The organism is Halomonas sp. G11 (assembly GCF_001663515.1).
Lineage (GTDB): Bacteria > Pseudomonadota > Gammaproteobacteria > Pseudomonadales > Halomonadaceae > Vreelandella.
The window spans coordinates 1-14,278 of the sequence record NZ_LYXG01000014.1 but is presented as its reverse complement, the minus strand read 5'-3'; the positions used below and the strand labels follow the sequence as shown (position 1 = coordinate 14,278).

Genomic DNA, 14,278 nt, shown 5'->3' with positions numbered 1-14,278 from the left:
CGAACGTCAAGTGCTCGGCTCGGCTGGCAGCGGCGCCGTTCTACGCCGCCACCTCGCCGCCAAGCTGTGATAACGGCCGAACAGGGCAGACAACAGATAGCCACTGCCGGCCAGCAGAATAATGCTGGGGCCTGAGGGAATATCGAGATGAAACGACAGCAACAGACCGCCGGTACTGGCAATCATCGCAAGCGCCACGGCAATCCCGATCAACCCCTCCAGGCGCTTGCTCCAGAAGCGCGCCGAGGTAGCTGGCAGCATCATCAAGCCCACTGCCATCAGCGTTCCCAGGGTTTGAAACCCGGCGGTCAGGTTGAGCACCAGCAGCCCCAAAAACACGCTGTGCACCCAGCCGCTGCGGCGACTCTGGCCGCGCAAAAACAGCGGGTCCAGGCATTCCACCACCAGGGCGCGGAAAATCACCGCCAGGGTCAGCACAATCAAGGTGCTCATCCCAGCGATCAGCAGCAGCGCGGTGGAGTTGATCGCCAGAATCGAACCAAACAGCACATGGGTCAGATCGACGCTGCTGCCACCGATCGAGATCAGCATCACGCCTGCCGCCAAGGAAATAATGAAAAAGCTCGCCATGGCGGCGTCCTCGCGCTGGCCGCCCATCTTGGAAACTGCCCCGGCAAGCAATGCCACCATCACGCCGAACAGCACGCCGCCGATGCTCATTACCGGCAGCGAAAAACCCGCCAGCAAAAAGCCCAGCGCAACCCCCGGCAGAATGGCATGGGCCATGGCATCGCCAATCAGGCTCATGCCGCGCAACACCAGGAATACCCCCAGGGTGGGCGCCGCCAACGACAGCGCCAGGCCGCCGACCACCGCACGGCGCATGAAGCCGTAATCGAAAGGCGCGATAAACCAGGCATCAAGCAGTGCCAGCATGACGGCCTCCCAGTGTGAACGGCACCACTTCCGCCGGGGCATGTTGATGCGTCAAGGCGCTTGGCGAGACCCAGCGGCCGTGACCGCCGTTGAGCATCAACACCTCATCGGCCAGGCGGCGCAGGTGATCCATGTCGTGCAGCACCAGAATCAGGGTGGCCCCGTTGTCGGCCATCTGGCGCAGAATACGGATCAGAATATCCACCGTCTCGCTATCCACATTGGCAAACGGCTCGTCGAGCAGCAGAAGCTCGGCTTCCTGCATCAGCGTACGGCCAATCAGGGCGCGCTGGCGCTGGCCGCCGGAAAGCTCACCCAACGGGCGGTGCGCCAGGTGTGAGATACCCAGCCGCGCCATGATATCGCGGCCCTTGCGGTAGTGCGCCGCGCAATAGCCTTTCAGCGCCCCATGGCTCGGCCAGCTGCCGGTCATCACCAGCTCTTCCACGCTCATCGGGAAGGATAGGTCCAGCGCCAACTGCTGTGGCAGCCAGGCCCGGCGTTCCTTGGGCACGGTGCATACGACCTTGCCATTCATCGGGCGGAGTTCACCCATGATGGCTTGAATAAGGGTGCTTTTGCCCGCCCCGTTCGCGCCAATCAAGGCGGTGATCGCCCCAGGCTGAAAGTCGCCTTCCACATGCTCAAGCACCGTACGGTGCCCCTGGGCCAAATGCAGGTTATGCAACTGCAGGCGTGATAGTGAACGCTGACTCATGACGCCCACCCGTTAGCCCACCACACCATCAACCACAGCACCAGCAAGGGTACCGAGACCGACAGCAGCCGCCGCAACGCCGACAGCGACATCAGCGAAAAATGGCAAGGGCCTTCCTTGTTATGGCGATGCGAATGCTCACTCATTAAACCGACCTCGTGAATGGCAAAATAGGTTATAACATAACAATTGGCGATGCCAATAAATTTGCCAATTATTCTACTCGCTCAGCGGCGCAGGGCAACGCTAATCATGCCGCGATGCCATCAGATCAGACGGGGAGGATTTAGGGGTAGAGACGTATGACGAGGGTCAATGGTGTTTCGTTATAAAGAATGATTAGATGAGGCTAGAAAAACGATGGAGGGGCAATGGTGACTTACTATCGCTATTGGGGCAAAGCGCAAGCCAAGGGAATGGCCGTAGAGTGTCATCTATTGCCGTATCACAACCTCGATGTTGCAGCCGTGGGCTGGCGGCTGCTTTCACCTGATAGACCCCTGACACAGTGTTTGGCAGCGCAACTAAGTCTTGAGCCTGCAGTGCTGCGTAATCTATTGGTTTTTTGGTTGGGCTTGCACGACATTGGCAAATTTTCACGATCTTTCCAGGGGCTTTTTCAACCGACCTCAAACTTGGCATTAGTACCTCCCGCTGCGCAATATGCCTATACCGAGCGCCATGACCGCTTAGGGGCAGTGGTTTGGGAGGCTAAATGGCGAGACTGGTTAGAGGATGGCACTTTGCAGTGGCCTTGTGATCCGAGCCGCTCTACAGTCAAAGCGCTTCGCGCGGCCTTTCCTGTTATCAGTGCTCCTTTCTTTGGTCATCACGGCCAGCCAGTAAGCGCAGGCAATATCGACGTAGAGATGTTTTTCTGCTGTGACGAGCATGCCGACGATATTGAAGCAACGCGCCAATTTATTGCCGATTGGGCCAGCGTCGTTCCACCAGAGTGGCCAGTCGAACAGCTTTTTTCAGAAGAGTGGGTGTATGCGCTACAGACGCTAAGCTGGTCAATTGCAGGCTGGGCAACCATAAGTGATTGGTTGGGCTCGAACCAGGATCACTTTCCCTACCTCCAAAAGCAGCTTACTCTCGCCGATTATTGGCAAATTGCGTTACACAATGCTGAGAAAGCATTGGAAGAAGCAGGGTTTAGCAACGTTTCCAAGCCGTTGCCGTATGCTGGAATGTCAGATTGGTTTGGTAAGCAATCCATAACGCCAACGCCCTTGCAGCAGGCTGCCGAGACAGTAGAGATCTCAGGCGGGCCGCAGCTGTTTATCTTGGAAGACGTCACCGGGTCAGGCAAAACCGAGGCCGCCTGCATTTTGACCCAGCGCCTATTAGCGGCAGGTCACGGCGATGGGCTCTATTTCGCACTGCCTACTATGGCGACTTCTAACGCCATGTATTCGCGGTTGGGTAATTTGCATCGCCGGTTTTATACAGCAGAATCTTCTCCCTCCTTTGTCCTTGCCCACGGCGCGCGGGATTTAAACGACGATTTTATCGCCGCCGTTGCCGCACTTCAGCCTAGTGATCTGGATTACACCGCTGGAGAGCTATCAGCCACGAGCCGCTGTAACCAATGGCTAGCGGATTCACGTAAAAAGGCGCTGCTGGCGGAAGTGGGTGTAGGCACCATTGACCAAGCCTTAATGGCTATTTTGCCGTTTCGCCACCAGTCGCTTCGCTTGTACGGGCTGGCGCGAAAGGTGTTAGTGATTGATGAGGTGCACGCTTACGACAATTACATGCAAACACTTCTCAGCCAACTGCTGGTCTACCATGCTCGCCAGGGCGGTAGCGCGATTCTGTTAACGGCCACGCTCCCCCGTGCCATGCGCAGTGCCTTAATGGTTGCTTGGCAATCAGGGCTTGGTCAGCCAGCAACGAAACCACAAAAAGATGACTTTCCGTTACTGACCCATGTGAGCGAGGAGCAGCCGTTGGAGTTGCCGCTGGGATCGCGCAAAGAGGTGTCCAGAAGCGTTACAGTCGCTTGGCTTAACGAAGAAGAGCAGGCGATAGAGGCGGTGCTGGAAGCTGTGGAGGCCGGTGAGTGTATCGCTTGGGTGCGCAATACAGTAGATGACGCTATTCGTGCATTCGAAGCCATCGCTGCCCGCCACCTTGAACCCGAGCGCTGCCTGCTGTTCCACAGCCGCTTTGCCATGGTAGATAGGCAGCGCATTGAGTCCCAGGTCATTGATCGATTAGGCAAAGACTCAACGCCTGAAATACGCAAGGGGCAAGTATTGATCAGTACCCAGGTATTTCAGGAATCTCTCGACTGCGATGTCGATGTGATGATTAGCGATATCGCACCCATTGATCTGCTTATTCAGCGGGCAGGGCGGTTACAACGCCATCATCGAGGGCAGCGCTGTTTGCCGCGCTTACTGGTGCTAGCGCCGCCCTGGGCAGATGATCCTGACGAAAAATGGTTGCAGCGCACGTTGCCAGGCACCCAGGCGGTTTATCGGGATACGTCCCTATGCTGGCTAACCCAGCGGGTGCTGCGCCGCCTGGGTGAGATTTGTATACCGGAGAGGGCAAGAGATCTTATTGAGAGGGTGTATGGACAAGTGTCTGATGATATTCCTGATGCCCTGCAGGCAGCGCGCTATGAGCAAAAAGGAATGCAAAGAACGGCTGGCTCGATAGCGAACTTCAACGCCCTCAATCTTGAGGAGGGCTACATAAAAAGCGACCAGTGGCAGGAAGAGCAAGAGATAGGCACAAGGCTGATGGACGAGCCCACGGTTAATGTTGTGCTGCTGTCACTCACCGATGATAACGAGCTGGCGCTATGGGCGGGCGAGAGCCGCCATGCCGATATGCTTAGCCAGGTGAAGCTACGCCAAAGCCAAGCCGCCAAGTTGGCAGCACTGTCAAGCCGCTATGAAAGCCAGTGGCTTACCCTTCAAGAGCGCTATAAAGCACTGAAGTATACCCAGCCCTGGTTGCCAAGCGATGACCCTGGTTGTGACTACGATACCCAGTGGGGCTTACGGTTAGGCAGTAAGGAACAAACGTCATGAGGCGTTCAATGTTCGTTGGGTTGAAAGTCCATCGCTTCTTCAAAGCTGTACAGGCACTGTTCGGGAAACTCCTGGGGTTCCTGGTCAGTTTCGATAGCCGCGGCACGACGGGCGTCATCGTAGGCTGCGTCCATCAGTTCAGGCAGCGATGCCTTCAAGCTGGGGTTGTCCTGCAGCAGGCGATTTACTTTGCTTTGAGCATCCTGGATCGTCAACCGCCAGCTACGCGAGCGGCGTTCCGGCTGGTGATCCCATTTCAGCAGGTGCATCAGCAAGCGGGCCAGTTGGCTAATCAAGGCGCGTCGCTCGCTTTTCCCCATGCTCTCAATCTCCTCGGCAAGATGCTCCAGATCCAGCTTGTCCAGTTTTCCAGCCCGCAGCAGCCCCGCCTGTTCAAGCGCCCAGGCGTAGGCGTCCTGCTCATAATGAATCGCCATTGTTCTGATCCTCACTCGGCTGTTTGCTGATAAGAAGGTCTGTCTGATGAACATAGAAAGCTGAAAATGAATATTTAGGTGGCCCCGCAGATGCGGGGAACGTGCTTCAGCTCTGGACAGAACCGGTTGATCTCCGCTAGAGCAGAGAAAAGCATCTTATCATCACAGTTGACATGTTACGCATGGGGAGAACATACTTCTCAGGCACTCAATGATTATAAGCAACCAGAACTGGAGAGAACCTTGTAAAATTGATGCATAGAAAGGCGACTAATCACCAAACCATGCATTGTTGCTCGCAACGACAAAGTTAAGGTCTTCGGTGCTACTACGCAAGTAGAAGTCGTCTACTTCGAATTCAACGCCTTCGAAGGAGGCTAAGATGATTTTCCGACGCTATCGCAAGACAAAAAATGGGAAGGTTCTCGATGCGCATGACTACGGGCACCAAGCCTGGCCAATCTCACCTCGGCCAACACGCAAAAGTAAGAAACCAAAGAAATAGTTGATTGTATTGGCTGGTCTCAGTAATGAGGCCAGCTTTTTTTAATTTATAGCATTTCTGAGGTGCTCATGAACCTACTTGACGACCCATGGTTACCCTTCCTGTTGAAAGATGGTGAGGTAGAGAATCGCCCTCCCTCCGCAGTGGCTGATTCTGATGTAATTAACCTCGCTCTGCCGCGAGCGGACTTTCAAGGGGCGGCCTATCAGTTCCTGATCGGCCTGCTACAAACAGCGCTATCGCCGAAAACTCACGACGATTGGCTTGATTGGTTAATGGTGCCTCCCAGTGTTGAGGCGTTGGAAAAAGCGTTCGTCCCTTTCAGTAGTGCTTTTGAACTGGACGGCGACGGCCCACGCTTTATGCAGGATCTTGATCCGCTGGAAGATGTGAAAAACGCCACTGTCAGCGGTTTATTAATTGATGCCCCCGGTGCTAACGGCATCAAAAACAATACCGACTTTTTCGTCAAGCGCGGCCGTGTTGAGGTGATGTGTGACGCCTGCGCGGCCATAGCGCTGTACACCATGCAGATTAACGCACCTGCGGGCGGTGCCGGTATCCGTGTGGGTTTGCGTGGTGGTGGCCCACTGACAACGCTGGTGATGCCGGAGTCATCAGATGCCAGCCTGTGGGAGCGGCTGTGGCTAAACGTCATTACGCAGAAAGAAACCATTCAGAAAGGGCAGCAGTGGTCGACGCCGCACCCAGAAGAACCTTCACTATTTTTCTGGATGGCTAATACGCGGGTAAGCGATAAAAAAGGCACCGAGGTGCTACCTGAAGACACCCACCCACTACACGCTTACTGGTCAATGCCGCGCCGCTTCCGGCTGCTATTTGAAGACGCAGATGAATGCCCGTGCGATATTTGCGGGCGAAAAACGCAGCGAATAGTGCGCGAGTTACGTGCTAAAAAACAGGGGGCAAACTACGATGGCCCATGGCTACACCCGCTAACCCCCTATAGACGTGATCCCAAAAAGCCTAATGAACTTCCGCTTTCCGGCAAAGGCCAACCGGGCGGGCTGGGCTATCGGCACTGGTCAGGTTTTGTTCTTAATGACGAGGACAACAGCGGCGCGATAGCGGCGGCAGTGCTGAAAAGTTACATCGAGAAACAAGTGGTGGTAAGGGATGCGCGTCGTTTCGATTCAGGCATTCCGGAGCCGCAGAGAGAGGCGCGGCTATGGGTGTTTGGCTACGACATGGACAATATGAAGCCGCGGGGGTGGTACAGCGTGGAAATGCCCCTGGTGGAAATTCCACCCGGTCAGCAGGAAAGGCTCCGCTCGTGGATTCACCAGTTGACCGAACTTTCACGCAATATCGCCTGGATGGTGCGCACCCAGGTGAAAAATGCCTGGTTCTCGCGGCCATCAGATGCCAAGGGCGATATGAGCGCCATTGATAACCAATTTTACGATGTAACCCAGCCTGAATTTTTTAAAACGTTGCTAGCCCTCCAGCAGGTGCTGCAACAAGACTCGCCGCCTCCGCATATTCCTCCCGGCATCGCAGAACGTTGGTACTTCGCCCTTAAGCGTGAAGCCATGCGCGTATTCGAAGAACTGGCACTAAGCGGTGCCCAGGAAAGCATGGATCTTGAACGTGCCACCGCTGCTAATAGGCAGCTACAAAGCTTTCTTGGTGGCAAGAGTAAAGGTAGCAAAGTGGTGAGTGACTTTATCCAGCAGGGTGGTTTTGACCCCTCCGCGCAGGCCAAGCGTATCGCGGCCTCTGCTGCAATCACGACAGGAGATGCCTGATGAGTGACATGTTAACGCCGGAAACGTCCGAGAAAGAAGATTTATTGACCGAGGCGGAGAAAAAGTCTCTCGTCGCTTTGAAACGGGATGAAGCCGTCGCCCTACGTCGTTGGTGGCAGCGGTTGACGCTGCCGCCACAGGCTTTGAAAGCATTGACCCCCCAGCCACCGCTACCCCGTGGTGTACGAGCGGTACTGCGCCGCTGTAATAGCGCGGAAGCCGTGATGTTAACCCAAGGTTTTCGCGAGCTTTGGGCGATGCTGCCGGAGACGACGAAACAAACGGATTATCGCGATGAAAAGCTGCAAGTGTGGTCATGCATCGCGTTAATAGCCGCAGAGTTGCGCGAAGAAAAGAAGAGCGCGTCGTTAGCCTCACGCCTTGGCCAGCAAAAAGAGCAAACCGGTAAACCGCTAATGAGTGAGCTGCGTTTTCAACAGCTACTTTCTTGCCGTACGCCGGAAGAGTTTATCCAGCGCTTACGTCGCGCACTGGCGCTTGCAGAGAAGAGGGATGTCAGTGTCGTACTGCTGGCGAGTGTTATCTCACTCTGGTGGCGCGAGCATCGTGGGCGTTTATCTGCCAAGCCTACCCAGCGGCTTGGCTTTGTCCTGGCAAATGACTATTTCGCGGCAACGTCTCGCTATACCCATCGCAGCGATTAGTTTCCATCCTTTTAAGTTTCATACTTACCTCACTATCGGAGTTATCCATGAGCCATTTTATTCAACTGCACCTGCTGACCTCTTATCCGCCTGCCAATCTGAACCGTGATGATTTAGGCCGCCCCAAAACTGCCTTGATGGGTGGTGCTAAGCGTCTACGTGTTTCATCACAAAGCCTTAAACGCACTTGGCGTACCTCTGCGCTCTTTGAAGAAGCACTGGCTGGGCATGTGGGCACGCGCACCAAGCGTTTAGGCAAAGAGGCTTACGATCAGTTGGTCGCGAAAGGTGTTGACCAAAAAATGGCAGGGGCTTGCGCAGAAAAAATAGCGGGCGTATTTGGCAAGCTGCGCAAAGTAGAAAAAGGCGAACCCAAAGAGTTTGAGATAGAGCAGCTCGTCCATGTGGGCCTGGAAGAACGCCAAGCCATCAGCGATTTAGTGGAGACACTGGCGGCGGAAAAGCGTGAGCCAAACGATGATGAGTTAAAGCTATTGCGCCACAAACCTGCCGCCGCCGATGTGGCGCTGTTTGGTCGCATGTTGGCCGCCGTGCCCGAGTACAACGTCGATGCTGCCTGCCAGGTTGCCCACGCGATTACCGTGCACGCTGCCGAAGTGGAAGATGATTACTTTACTGCTGTCGATGACTTAAACAGCGGCGATGAAGACCGGGGGGCCGCGCATATTGGCGAATCTGGCTATGGTGCCGGGCTATTCTATCTCTATATCTGCATTGACCGGCAGCAGCTTGTTGAGAACCTGCAGGGCAACAGTGAGCTGGCCAACCAGGCAATTGCTGCATTGGTGGAAGCTGCGGCTAAAATGTCACCCAAAGGTAAGCAAAACAGCTTTGGCTCCCGAGCCCATGCGAGCTACGTACTGGCTGAAAAAGGCAACCAGCAGCCACGCTCACTCTCAACCGCTTATCTACGGCCTATCGTGGGGCAGGATCAAGCACTCGATGCTATTAAGCGTATTGAAGAGCAAGCTAACGCGTTTGATAGCGCCTATGACGCAGGTGCTGACAGTCGCTTTGTCACCAGTGCCGAGACCGGCTATGAAGAACCGCAGTTAAAAGGCAATGTTAAAAAAGGCAGCCTTACAGAACTGATCGCTTTCTTAAAAGCCGACCAGTAAGGAGGCCGCATGACCGACTATCTTATTTTTCGGCTCTATGCGCCGCTTGCCAGTTGGGGGGAAGCCGCCGTTGGTGAAACGCGTCCTACCGCTACTTACCCCGGCAAAGGGGCTGTTTTGGGGTTGCTTGGGGCCGCATTAGGTATTCGCCGGGATGACGATGAAGGCCAAATGCAGCTCCGTGAAAGCATTGCCATGGGCGTCAAACAGTCCACTCCCGGTATGCTGATGCGCGACTACCACACGGTGCAGGTGCCCGCGGCACAGTCAAAAGTGAGCTATCATACGCGCAAAGAAGAGCTAAGCGCGCCGCGCGATATGCTGAAAACGATTCTTTCCAGCCGCGACTATCGCTGCGATGGCCTATGGACAGTGGCCGTATGGTTAACGCCTGCGGCAACCCTGGCACTTGCCGAGCTTGAGCAAGCGCTGAAAACACCCCATTACCCGCTATATTTAGGGCGGAAATCCTGCCCGCCCTCCGCGCCATTGGCGCCTCAAGTGCGGCAGTGCCACACGCTTAAAGAGGCGCTTGATACGTCGTTCCCTAAGCTGGCGTTTAACTGCCAAGAAGACAGAAAGGCGCTGCGTTTTCCCAATGAGGCACTATACGCCTGGGAAGGGGAGGCGAGTGGGTTAGACGGCAGCCAAGTGGCAGAGTACAACGATGTGTGGGATTTACCACTCAATCGCCGCCGCTGGCAGTTTGGCCCTCGGTTAGAGTTTCGCCGGGTTATAGCAGCAGAGGAGGCGCGCTAATGTATCTCTCACGCGTACGTATTGACCTTAACGGGCTTTCTCGCGAAAAGCTGTTTGATGTGATGAACGCTGAAGCTTATACGGCCCATCAGCTTTTATGGCAGCTATTTCCCGACTACGAAGGCTCAAGGCCATTTATTTTCCGACAAGAGTTGGAAGAAACCGAAGGGGGCAGAGGCCCTAAAGGGTTACCGCTATTTTACGTTCTTTCAGATCGTGAACCCACATCAGTGCCAGGTTTGCTGTCCGCTGAGAGCAAACCCTACGCACCTGAGCTCAAAGTGGGCGAGACACTGGCATTTCGCCTGCGTGCTAACCCCACGATAGCGGTTCCCGTGCCAGGGCAACGCGGCCAGCGCGCCGATGTGTTAATGGCAGCCAAAAAACCATTCCCGCCAGGACAACGCACCAGCCAAGCCTGTGTTGATGCAATGAGCGGCAAGGCCCGTGAATGGCTCGAAAGACGTGCTGAAACATGGGGCTTTAGCTTGCCGGTTACGCCAGAGCTGGGTGCCTACCGCCAGCATGTACTGACTAAAGGCAGCGGCAAGCCGGTTCAGTTCTCTACGGTGGATTACGAAGGCTTGTTGGAAGTTACCCATCCAGGAAAGCTGATCGAAACAATGGCCCACGGCATTGGGCGGGCCAAGGCATTTGGCGGTGGTTTGCTACTACTGCGCCGACCTTAGGAGACCAACATGGGCTTTATTCCACTAAAGCCCATTCCCGAAAAAGACCGAATGTCGATGATCTTTATCGGGATGGGGCAGATCGATGTGCGCGACGGCGCTTTCGTCGTCATTGATGAAGTGAATGGCGAGCGCATGCACATCCCGGTGGGTTCGGTCGCATGCCTGTTGCTTGAACCGGGCACACGGGTTTCTCATGCCGCCATTAAGCTCGCCGCGACGGTAGGTACGCTACTGATTTGGGTCGGTGATGCTGGCGTACGGCTCTATAGCGCTGGCCAGCCGGGCGGCGCGCGGTCAGATAAATTGCTCTACCAAGCGCAGCTGGCGCTGGATGAAAAACTGCGCCTAAAAGTGGTACGCAAAATGTTTGAGCTGCGTTTTGGTGAGGAACCGCCCTCGCGTCGAAGCGTTGAGCAACTGCGGGGTATGGAAGGCGCAAGAGTGCGCAAAACCTATCAACTGTTAGCCAAGCAGTATGGCGTGAAATGGAACGGACGTCGTTACGACCCTAAACAGTGGGATGCCTCCGATGTGGCTAACCAATGCCTTTCTGCCGCGACTGCCTGCTTATATGGAATCACCGAAGCCGCTATTTTGGCGGCAGGCTACGCTCCCGCGATTGGCTATCTGCACACCGGCAAGCCATTGAGTTTCGTGTACGATATCGCCGACATCGTTAAGTTTGAAACCGTAGTACCTGCGGCCTTTAGAGTGGCGGCGCGTAACCCGCCAATGCCGGAAAGAGAAGTTCGTATTGCTTGCCGCGATGCATTCAAGCAATCCCGTATACTCCAGCGCTTAATCCCCATGATCGAAGATGTGCTTGCCGCTGGCGATATACAGCCTCCTCCGCCTGCACCCGACGCGGTGCCACCGGCTATCCCGGAGCCGCCTTCGGTGGGGGATGCTGGGCACAGGAGTGGATAAATGGCGATGCTCGTAGTGGTTACAGAAGCCGTGCCGCCGCGACTACGTGGCAGGTTGGCAGTATGGCTCTTGGAAATTAGAGCCGGTGTTTACGTTGGCGATGTAAGTCGGCGCATTCGCGAAATGATTTGGGAGCAGGTGGAAGCCCTCGCAGAAGGCGGCAACGTTGCAATGGCCTGGGCCAGCAACCATGAATCCGGCTTCGAGTTCCAAACCTATGGTGAAAATCGCCGGGAACCGGTCGATCATGACGGGTTACGTTTGGTGCGCTTTTTACCCCCACAGGTTAACTAGCTGATTTTATTGGTTCTTTAAAAACTTAATGTGGTTAAAAAGTAAGCAAAATAGCTGGTAGATTTTTTATCTGCTATTTTCTTCTTGTAGATCAAATGTCTACAACAAGTCCGATCCCCGCACGGGCGGGGATGAACCGTTAGCTCTGTTGTGGTGCCCCCTCGCGACCCCCCGATCCCCGCACGGGCGGGGATGAACCGGTCTATGTTACGCAGACCCGGACGACTTGGATCCGATCCCCGCACGGGCGGGGATGAACCGTTCCACTTGCCAATGTCTAGTCGCTTCCTGCACCGATCCCCGCACGGGCGGGGATGAACCGTGGCCGGATGAGGTAGTTGATCTTGCGTTGTGCCGATCCCCGCACGGGCGGGGATGAACCGCAAAACGGCGCTGGACACCGTGGGCAAGGAGTCCGATCCCCGCACGGGCGGGGATGAACCGCCTTGCGGCGGGTTTGTAGAGCCCGACACGATCCGATCCCCGCACGGGCGGGGATGAACCGCGCATTTGTCAGATTGTCGTAGTTGGCATCGACCGATCCCCGCACGGGCGGGGATGAACCGCGACGAGACAGGTGGCGCCGTTGACGTGCTTGCCGATCCCCGCACGGGCGGGGATGAACCGCATTCGTGGTGTCATTGCGCGTTACCTTCTTGCCGATCCCCGCACGGGCGGGGATGAACCGTGTGTCGCCTTCTGCTCAAGCGCAAAGCCCAGCCGATCCCCGCACGGGCGGGGATGAACCGCCAGCTAAGGCGATGCCGACTGCCATTGACCACCGATCCCCGCACGGGCGGGGATGAACCGCAATCACGACTCGAACTCAAGCTCGAACCCACCCGATCCCCGCACGGGCGGGGATGAACCGCCTTACGTCAGTGCCAACTTCTGACGACCCCTCCGATCCCCGCACGGGCGGGGATGAACCGCACCTTGCCTGATACAGCGTGATGACTTCAACCCGATCCCCGCACGGGCGGGGATGAACCGCGATTGGCGGGGATTGCGCTGGTGGCGTTGCTCCGATCCCCGCACGGGCGGGGATGAACCGTTTCCACACAGCAACACAGCGAGAACTTGCAACCGATCCCCGCACGGGCGGGGATGAACCGGCACCATGAAGATGCTTGTCATCGTCAGCGTTCCGATCCCCGCACGGGCGGGGATGAACCGCGGTCGTACTCTTTGCGGCTGATCGTGACTTCCCGATCCCCGCACGGGCGGGGATGAACCGCGCTCTTTGCTCAGTGATATGTGACACGGCATCCGATCCCCGCACGGGCGGGGATGAACCGTGCCGCATAGGTGTCGGCACGACGGCAGGCATCCGATCCCCGCACGGGCGGGGATGAACCGCTGTTAGTCGGGCTGGCTGTTCCATTCTCTCGCCGATCCCCGCACGGGCGGGGATGAACCGCCGATGGACCAGCTGACGGCAGGCGAAGTCGCTCGATCCCCGCACGGGCGGGGATGAACCGATTCAGTCGTTGTCGAATGGTGGAACGTGCCCCCGATCCCCGCACGGGCGGGGATGAACCGTCAACGTGCGGCCATGCCAGTTGCTCGATGGCCCGATCCCCGCACGGGCGGGGATGAACCGCCTGCAGGCGCCCGACCTGGACCTGTTGGCCGCCGATCCCCGCACGGGCGGGGATGAACCGCGCATCGACAAGGACTACACGCCCTATTCACCCCGATCCCCGCACGGGCGGGGATGAACCGTACGGTAACGTTAACTGATGGCAATGCCACCACCGATCCCCGCACGGGCGGGGATGAACCGTGGTGATACAGAGGCCGAGCATCGTCGATTCGCCGATCCCCGCACGGGCGGGGATGAACCGTTCAGTACGCAGGCATGAGTCGTGACCCCGCCCCGATCCCCGCACGGGCGGGGATGAACCGCTCACTGGCGGGCACCCATACCGGATCATCGTCCGATCCCCGCACGGGCGGGGATGAACCGATGGCACTTGGTTTTACCCAGAAGATGTGATACCGATCCCCGCACGGGCGGGGATGAACCGAATTGAGTGAGGCTATAGAGGGTTTTGCTGATCCGATCCCCGCACGGGCGGGGATGAACCGATAACGGATATCACGTTAATCATGGGAGATGCCCGATCCCCGCACGGGCGGGGATGAACCGATAAACGAATTTGCCCGCGTCTACGTGGAGAGCCGATCCCCGCACGGGCGGGGATGAACCCATTTCACGATAAATGGTGCGCAAACTGCATCCCCGATCCCCGCACGGGCGGGGATGAACCGCTTTCTCTCCTTTTCTTTTTTCTTCGCATTCGCCGATCCCCGCACGGGCGGGGATGAACCGCAGCGGAGGAGGCGTGTAAGGCGAAGCATGAACCGATCCCCGCACGGGCGGGGATGAACCGCCCTTGGCGCAGGTAGATGGCGAACTCGTC

General features: G+C 56.7%; 12 protein-coding genes and 1 CRISPR repeat array. Of the genes, 8 read left to right on the top strand and 4 right to left on the bottom strand.

All coding sequences use genetic code 11. From position 1 onward, the window contains the following. Positions 1–6: 6 nt before the first annotated feature. The 3 genes from ADS46_RS07850 to ADS46_RS18860 are packed head-to-tail and all read right to left on the bottom strand — an operon-like array spanning position 7 to position 1,761. Positions 7–897: a metal ABC transporter permease gene (locus tag ADS46_RS07850; protein WP_066318495.1), complete on the bottom strand. Its 891-nt coding sequence runs from the start codon at positions 895–897 to the stop codon at positions 7–9. After that, positions 881–1,615, bottom strand: coding sequence for a metal ABC transporter ATP-binding protein (locus ADS46_RS07845; protein WP_066318490.1), 735 nt, complete (start codon positions 1,613–1,615; stop codon positions 881–883). The genes ADS46_RS07850 and ADS46_RS07845 overlap by 17 nt, the downstream gene beginning before the upstream one ends. Then, positions 1,612–1,761, bottom strand: a complete 150-nt coding sequence (locus tag ADS46_RS18860; RefSeq protein WP_175474716.1) for a hypothetical protein — start codon at positions 1,759–1,761, stop codon at positions 1,612–1,614. Before ADS46_RS18860 ends, ADS46_RS07845 begins: the two co-directional genes overlap by 4 nt. Before the next feature lie 225 nt (positions 1,762–1,986). Between ADS46_RS18860 and cas3 the strand changes: the two genes are divergently transcribed. Beyond that, on the top strand, positions 1,987–4,665 hold the full coding sequence (gene cas3 / locus ADS46_RS07840) for a CRISPR-associated helicase Cas3' (protein ID WP_234346787.1): 2,679 nt from the start codon (positions 1,987–1,989) through the stop codon (positions 4,663–4,665). A 5-nt stretch (positions 4,666–4,670) separates the two neighbouring features. Here cas3 and ADS46_RS07835 read toward each other — a convergent pair whose 3' ends face one another. Further along, positions 4,671–5,102 carry a DUF29 domain-containing protein gene (locus tag ADS46_RS07835; RefSeq protein ID WP_066318488.1) on the bottom strand — a complete coding sequence of 144 codons (432 nt, stop codon included), beginning with the start codon at positions 5,100–5,102 and terminating at the stop codon, positions 4,671–4,673. Between the two features lie 573 nt (positions 5,103–5,675). Between ADS46_RS07835 and casA the strand changes: the two genes are divergently transcribed. Genes casA through cas2e form a run of 7 tightly spaced genes read left to right on the top strand, consistent with a single transcriptional unit; the run spans position 5,676 to position 11,852 of the window. After that, complete coding sequence (gene casA, locus ADS46_RS07830; protein ID WP_066318487.1) at positions 5,676–7,376, top strand: type I-E CRISPR-associated protein Cse1/CasA; 1,701 nt, start codon at positions 5,676–5,678, stop codon at positions 7,374–7,376. Then, positions 7,376–8,041 (top strand): type I-E CRISPR-associated protein Cse2/CasB, encoded by a 666-nt coding sequence (casB, locus tag ADS46_RS07825; RefSeq protein ID WP_066318485.1) that lies wholly within the window; start codon positions 7,376–7,378, stop codon positions 8,039–8,041. Before casA ends, casB begins: the two co-directional genes overlap by 1 nt. Positions 8,042–8,088: 47 nt before the next feature. Then, entirely contained in the window at positions 8,089–9,180 is a 1,092-nt protein-coding gene (cas7e, locus tag ADS46_RS07820) for a type I-E CRISPR-associated protein Cas7/Cse4/CasC (protein WP_066318483.1), read from the top strand. Positions 9,181–9,189: 9 nt separating this feature from the next. Then, the gene (gene cas5e / locus ADS46_RS07815) at positions 9,190–9,939 is read left to right on the top strand and encodes a type I-E CRISPR-associated protein Cas5/CasD (RefSeq protein ID WP_066318482.1); all 750 of its coding nucleotides are present in this window, start codon (positions 9,190–9,192) and stop codon (positions 9,937–9,939) included. Continuing rightward, on the top strand, positions 9,939–10,628 hold the full coding sequence (gene cas6e / locus ADS46_RS07810; protein ID WP_066318480.1) for a type I-E CRISPR-associated protein Cas6/Cse3/CasE: 690 nt from the start codon (positions 9,939–9,941) through the stop codon (positions 10,626–10,628). The genes cas5e and cas6e overlap by 1 nt, the downstream gene beginning before the upstream one ends. 9 nt (positions 10,629–10,637) lie before the next feature. Continuing rightward, on the top strand, positions 10,638–11,558 hold the full coding sequence (gene cas1e / locus ADS46_RS07805) for a type I-E CRISPR-associated endonuclease Cas1e (protein ID WP_066318470.1): 921 nt from the start codon (positions 10,638–10,640) through the stop codon (positions 11,556–11,558). Continuing rightward, a complete protein-coding gene (gene cas2e / locus ADS46_RS07800) occupies positions 11,559–11,852 on the top strand; it encodes a type I-E CRISPR-associated endoribonuclease Cas2e (RefSeq protein WP_066318466.1) in 294 nt (97 codons plus the stop codon). Between the two features lie 110 nt (positions 11,853–11,962). Then, a CRISPR array of direct repeats spans positions 11,963–14,248; the repeat unit is 29 nt; unit sequence CCGATCCCCGCACGGGCGGGGATGAACCG. Positions 14,249–14,278 lie beyond the last annotated feature (30 nt).

Excerpts from the sequence above, each read along its gene's own strand:
- ADS46_RS07850 (WP_066318495.1), bottom strand. The coding sequence starts at position 897 with ATGCTGGCACTGCTTGATGCCTGGTTTATCGCGCCTTTCGATTACGGC.
- ADS46_RS07845 (WP_066318490.1), bottom strand. The coding sequence starts at position 1,615 with ATGAGTCAGCGTTCACTATCACGCCTGCAGTTGCATAACCTGCATTTG.
- ADS46_RS18860 (WP_175474716.1), bottom strand. The coding sequence starts at position 1,761 with ATGAGTGAGCATTCGCATCGCCATAACAAGGAAGGCCCTTGCCATTTT.
- cas3 (WP_234346787.1), top strand. The coding sequence starts at position 1,987 with ATGGTGACTTACTATCGCTATTGGGGCAAAGCGCAAGCCAAGGGAATG.
- ADS46_RS07835 (WP_066318488.1), bottom strand. The coding sequence starts at position 5,102 with ATGGCGATTCATTATGAGCAGGACGCCTACGCCTGGGCGCTTGAACAG.
- casA (WP_066318487.1), top strand. The coding sequence starts at position 5,676 with ATGAACCTACTTGACGACCCATGGTTACCCTTCCTGTTGAAAGATGGT.
- casB (WP_066318485.1), top strand. The coding sequence starts at position 7,376 with ATGAGTGACATGTTAACGCCGGAAACGTCCGAGAAAGAAGATTTATTG.
- cas7e (WP_066318483.1), top strand. The coding sequence starts at position 8,089 with ATGAGCCATTTTATTCAACTGCACCTGCTGACCTCTTATCCGCCTGCC.
- cas5e (WP_066318482.1), top strand. The coding sequence starts at position 9,190 with ATGACCGACTATCTTATTTTTCGGCTCTATGCGCCGCTTGCCAGTTGG.
- cas6e (WP_066318480.1), top strand. The coding sequence starts at position 9,939 with ATGTATCTCTCACGCGTACGTATTGACCTTAACGGGCTTTCTCGCGAA.
- cas1e (WP_066318470.1), top strand. The coding sequence starts at position 10,638 with ATGGGCTTTATTCCACTAAAGCCCATTCCCGAAAAAGACCGAATGTCG.
- cas2e (WP_066318466.1), top strand. The coding sequence starts at position 11,559 with ATGGCGATGCTCGTAGTGGTTACAGAAGCCGTGCCGCCGCGACTACGT.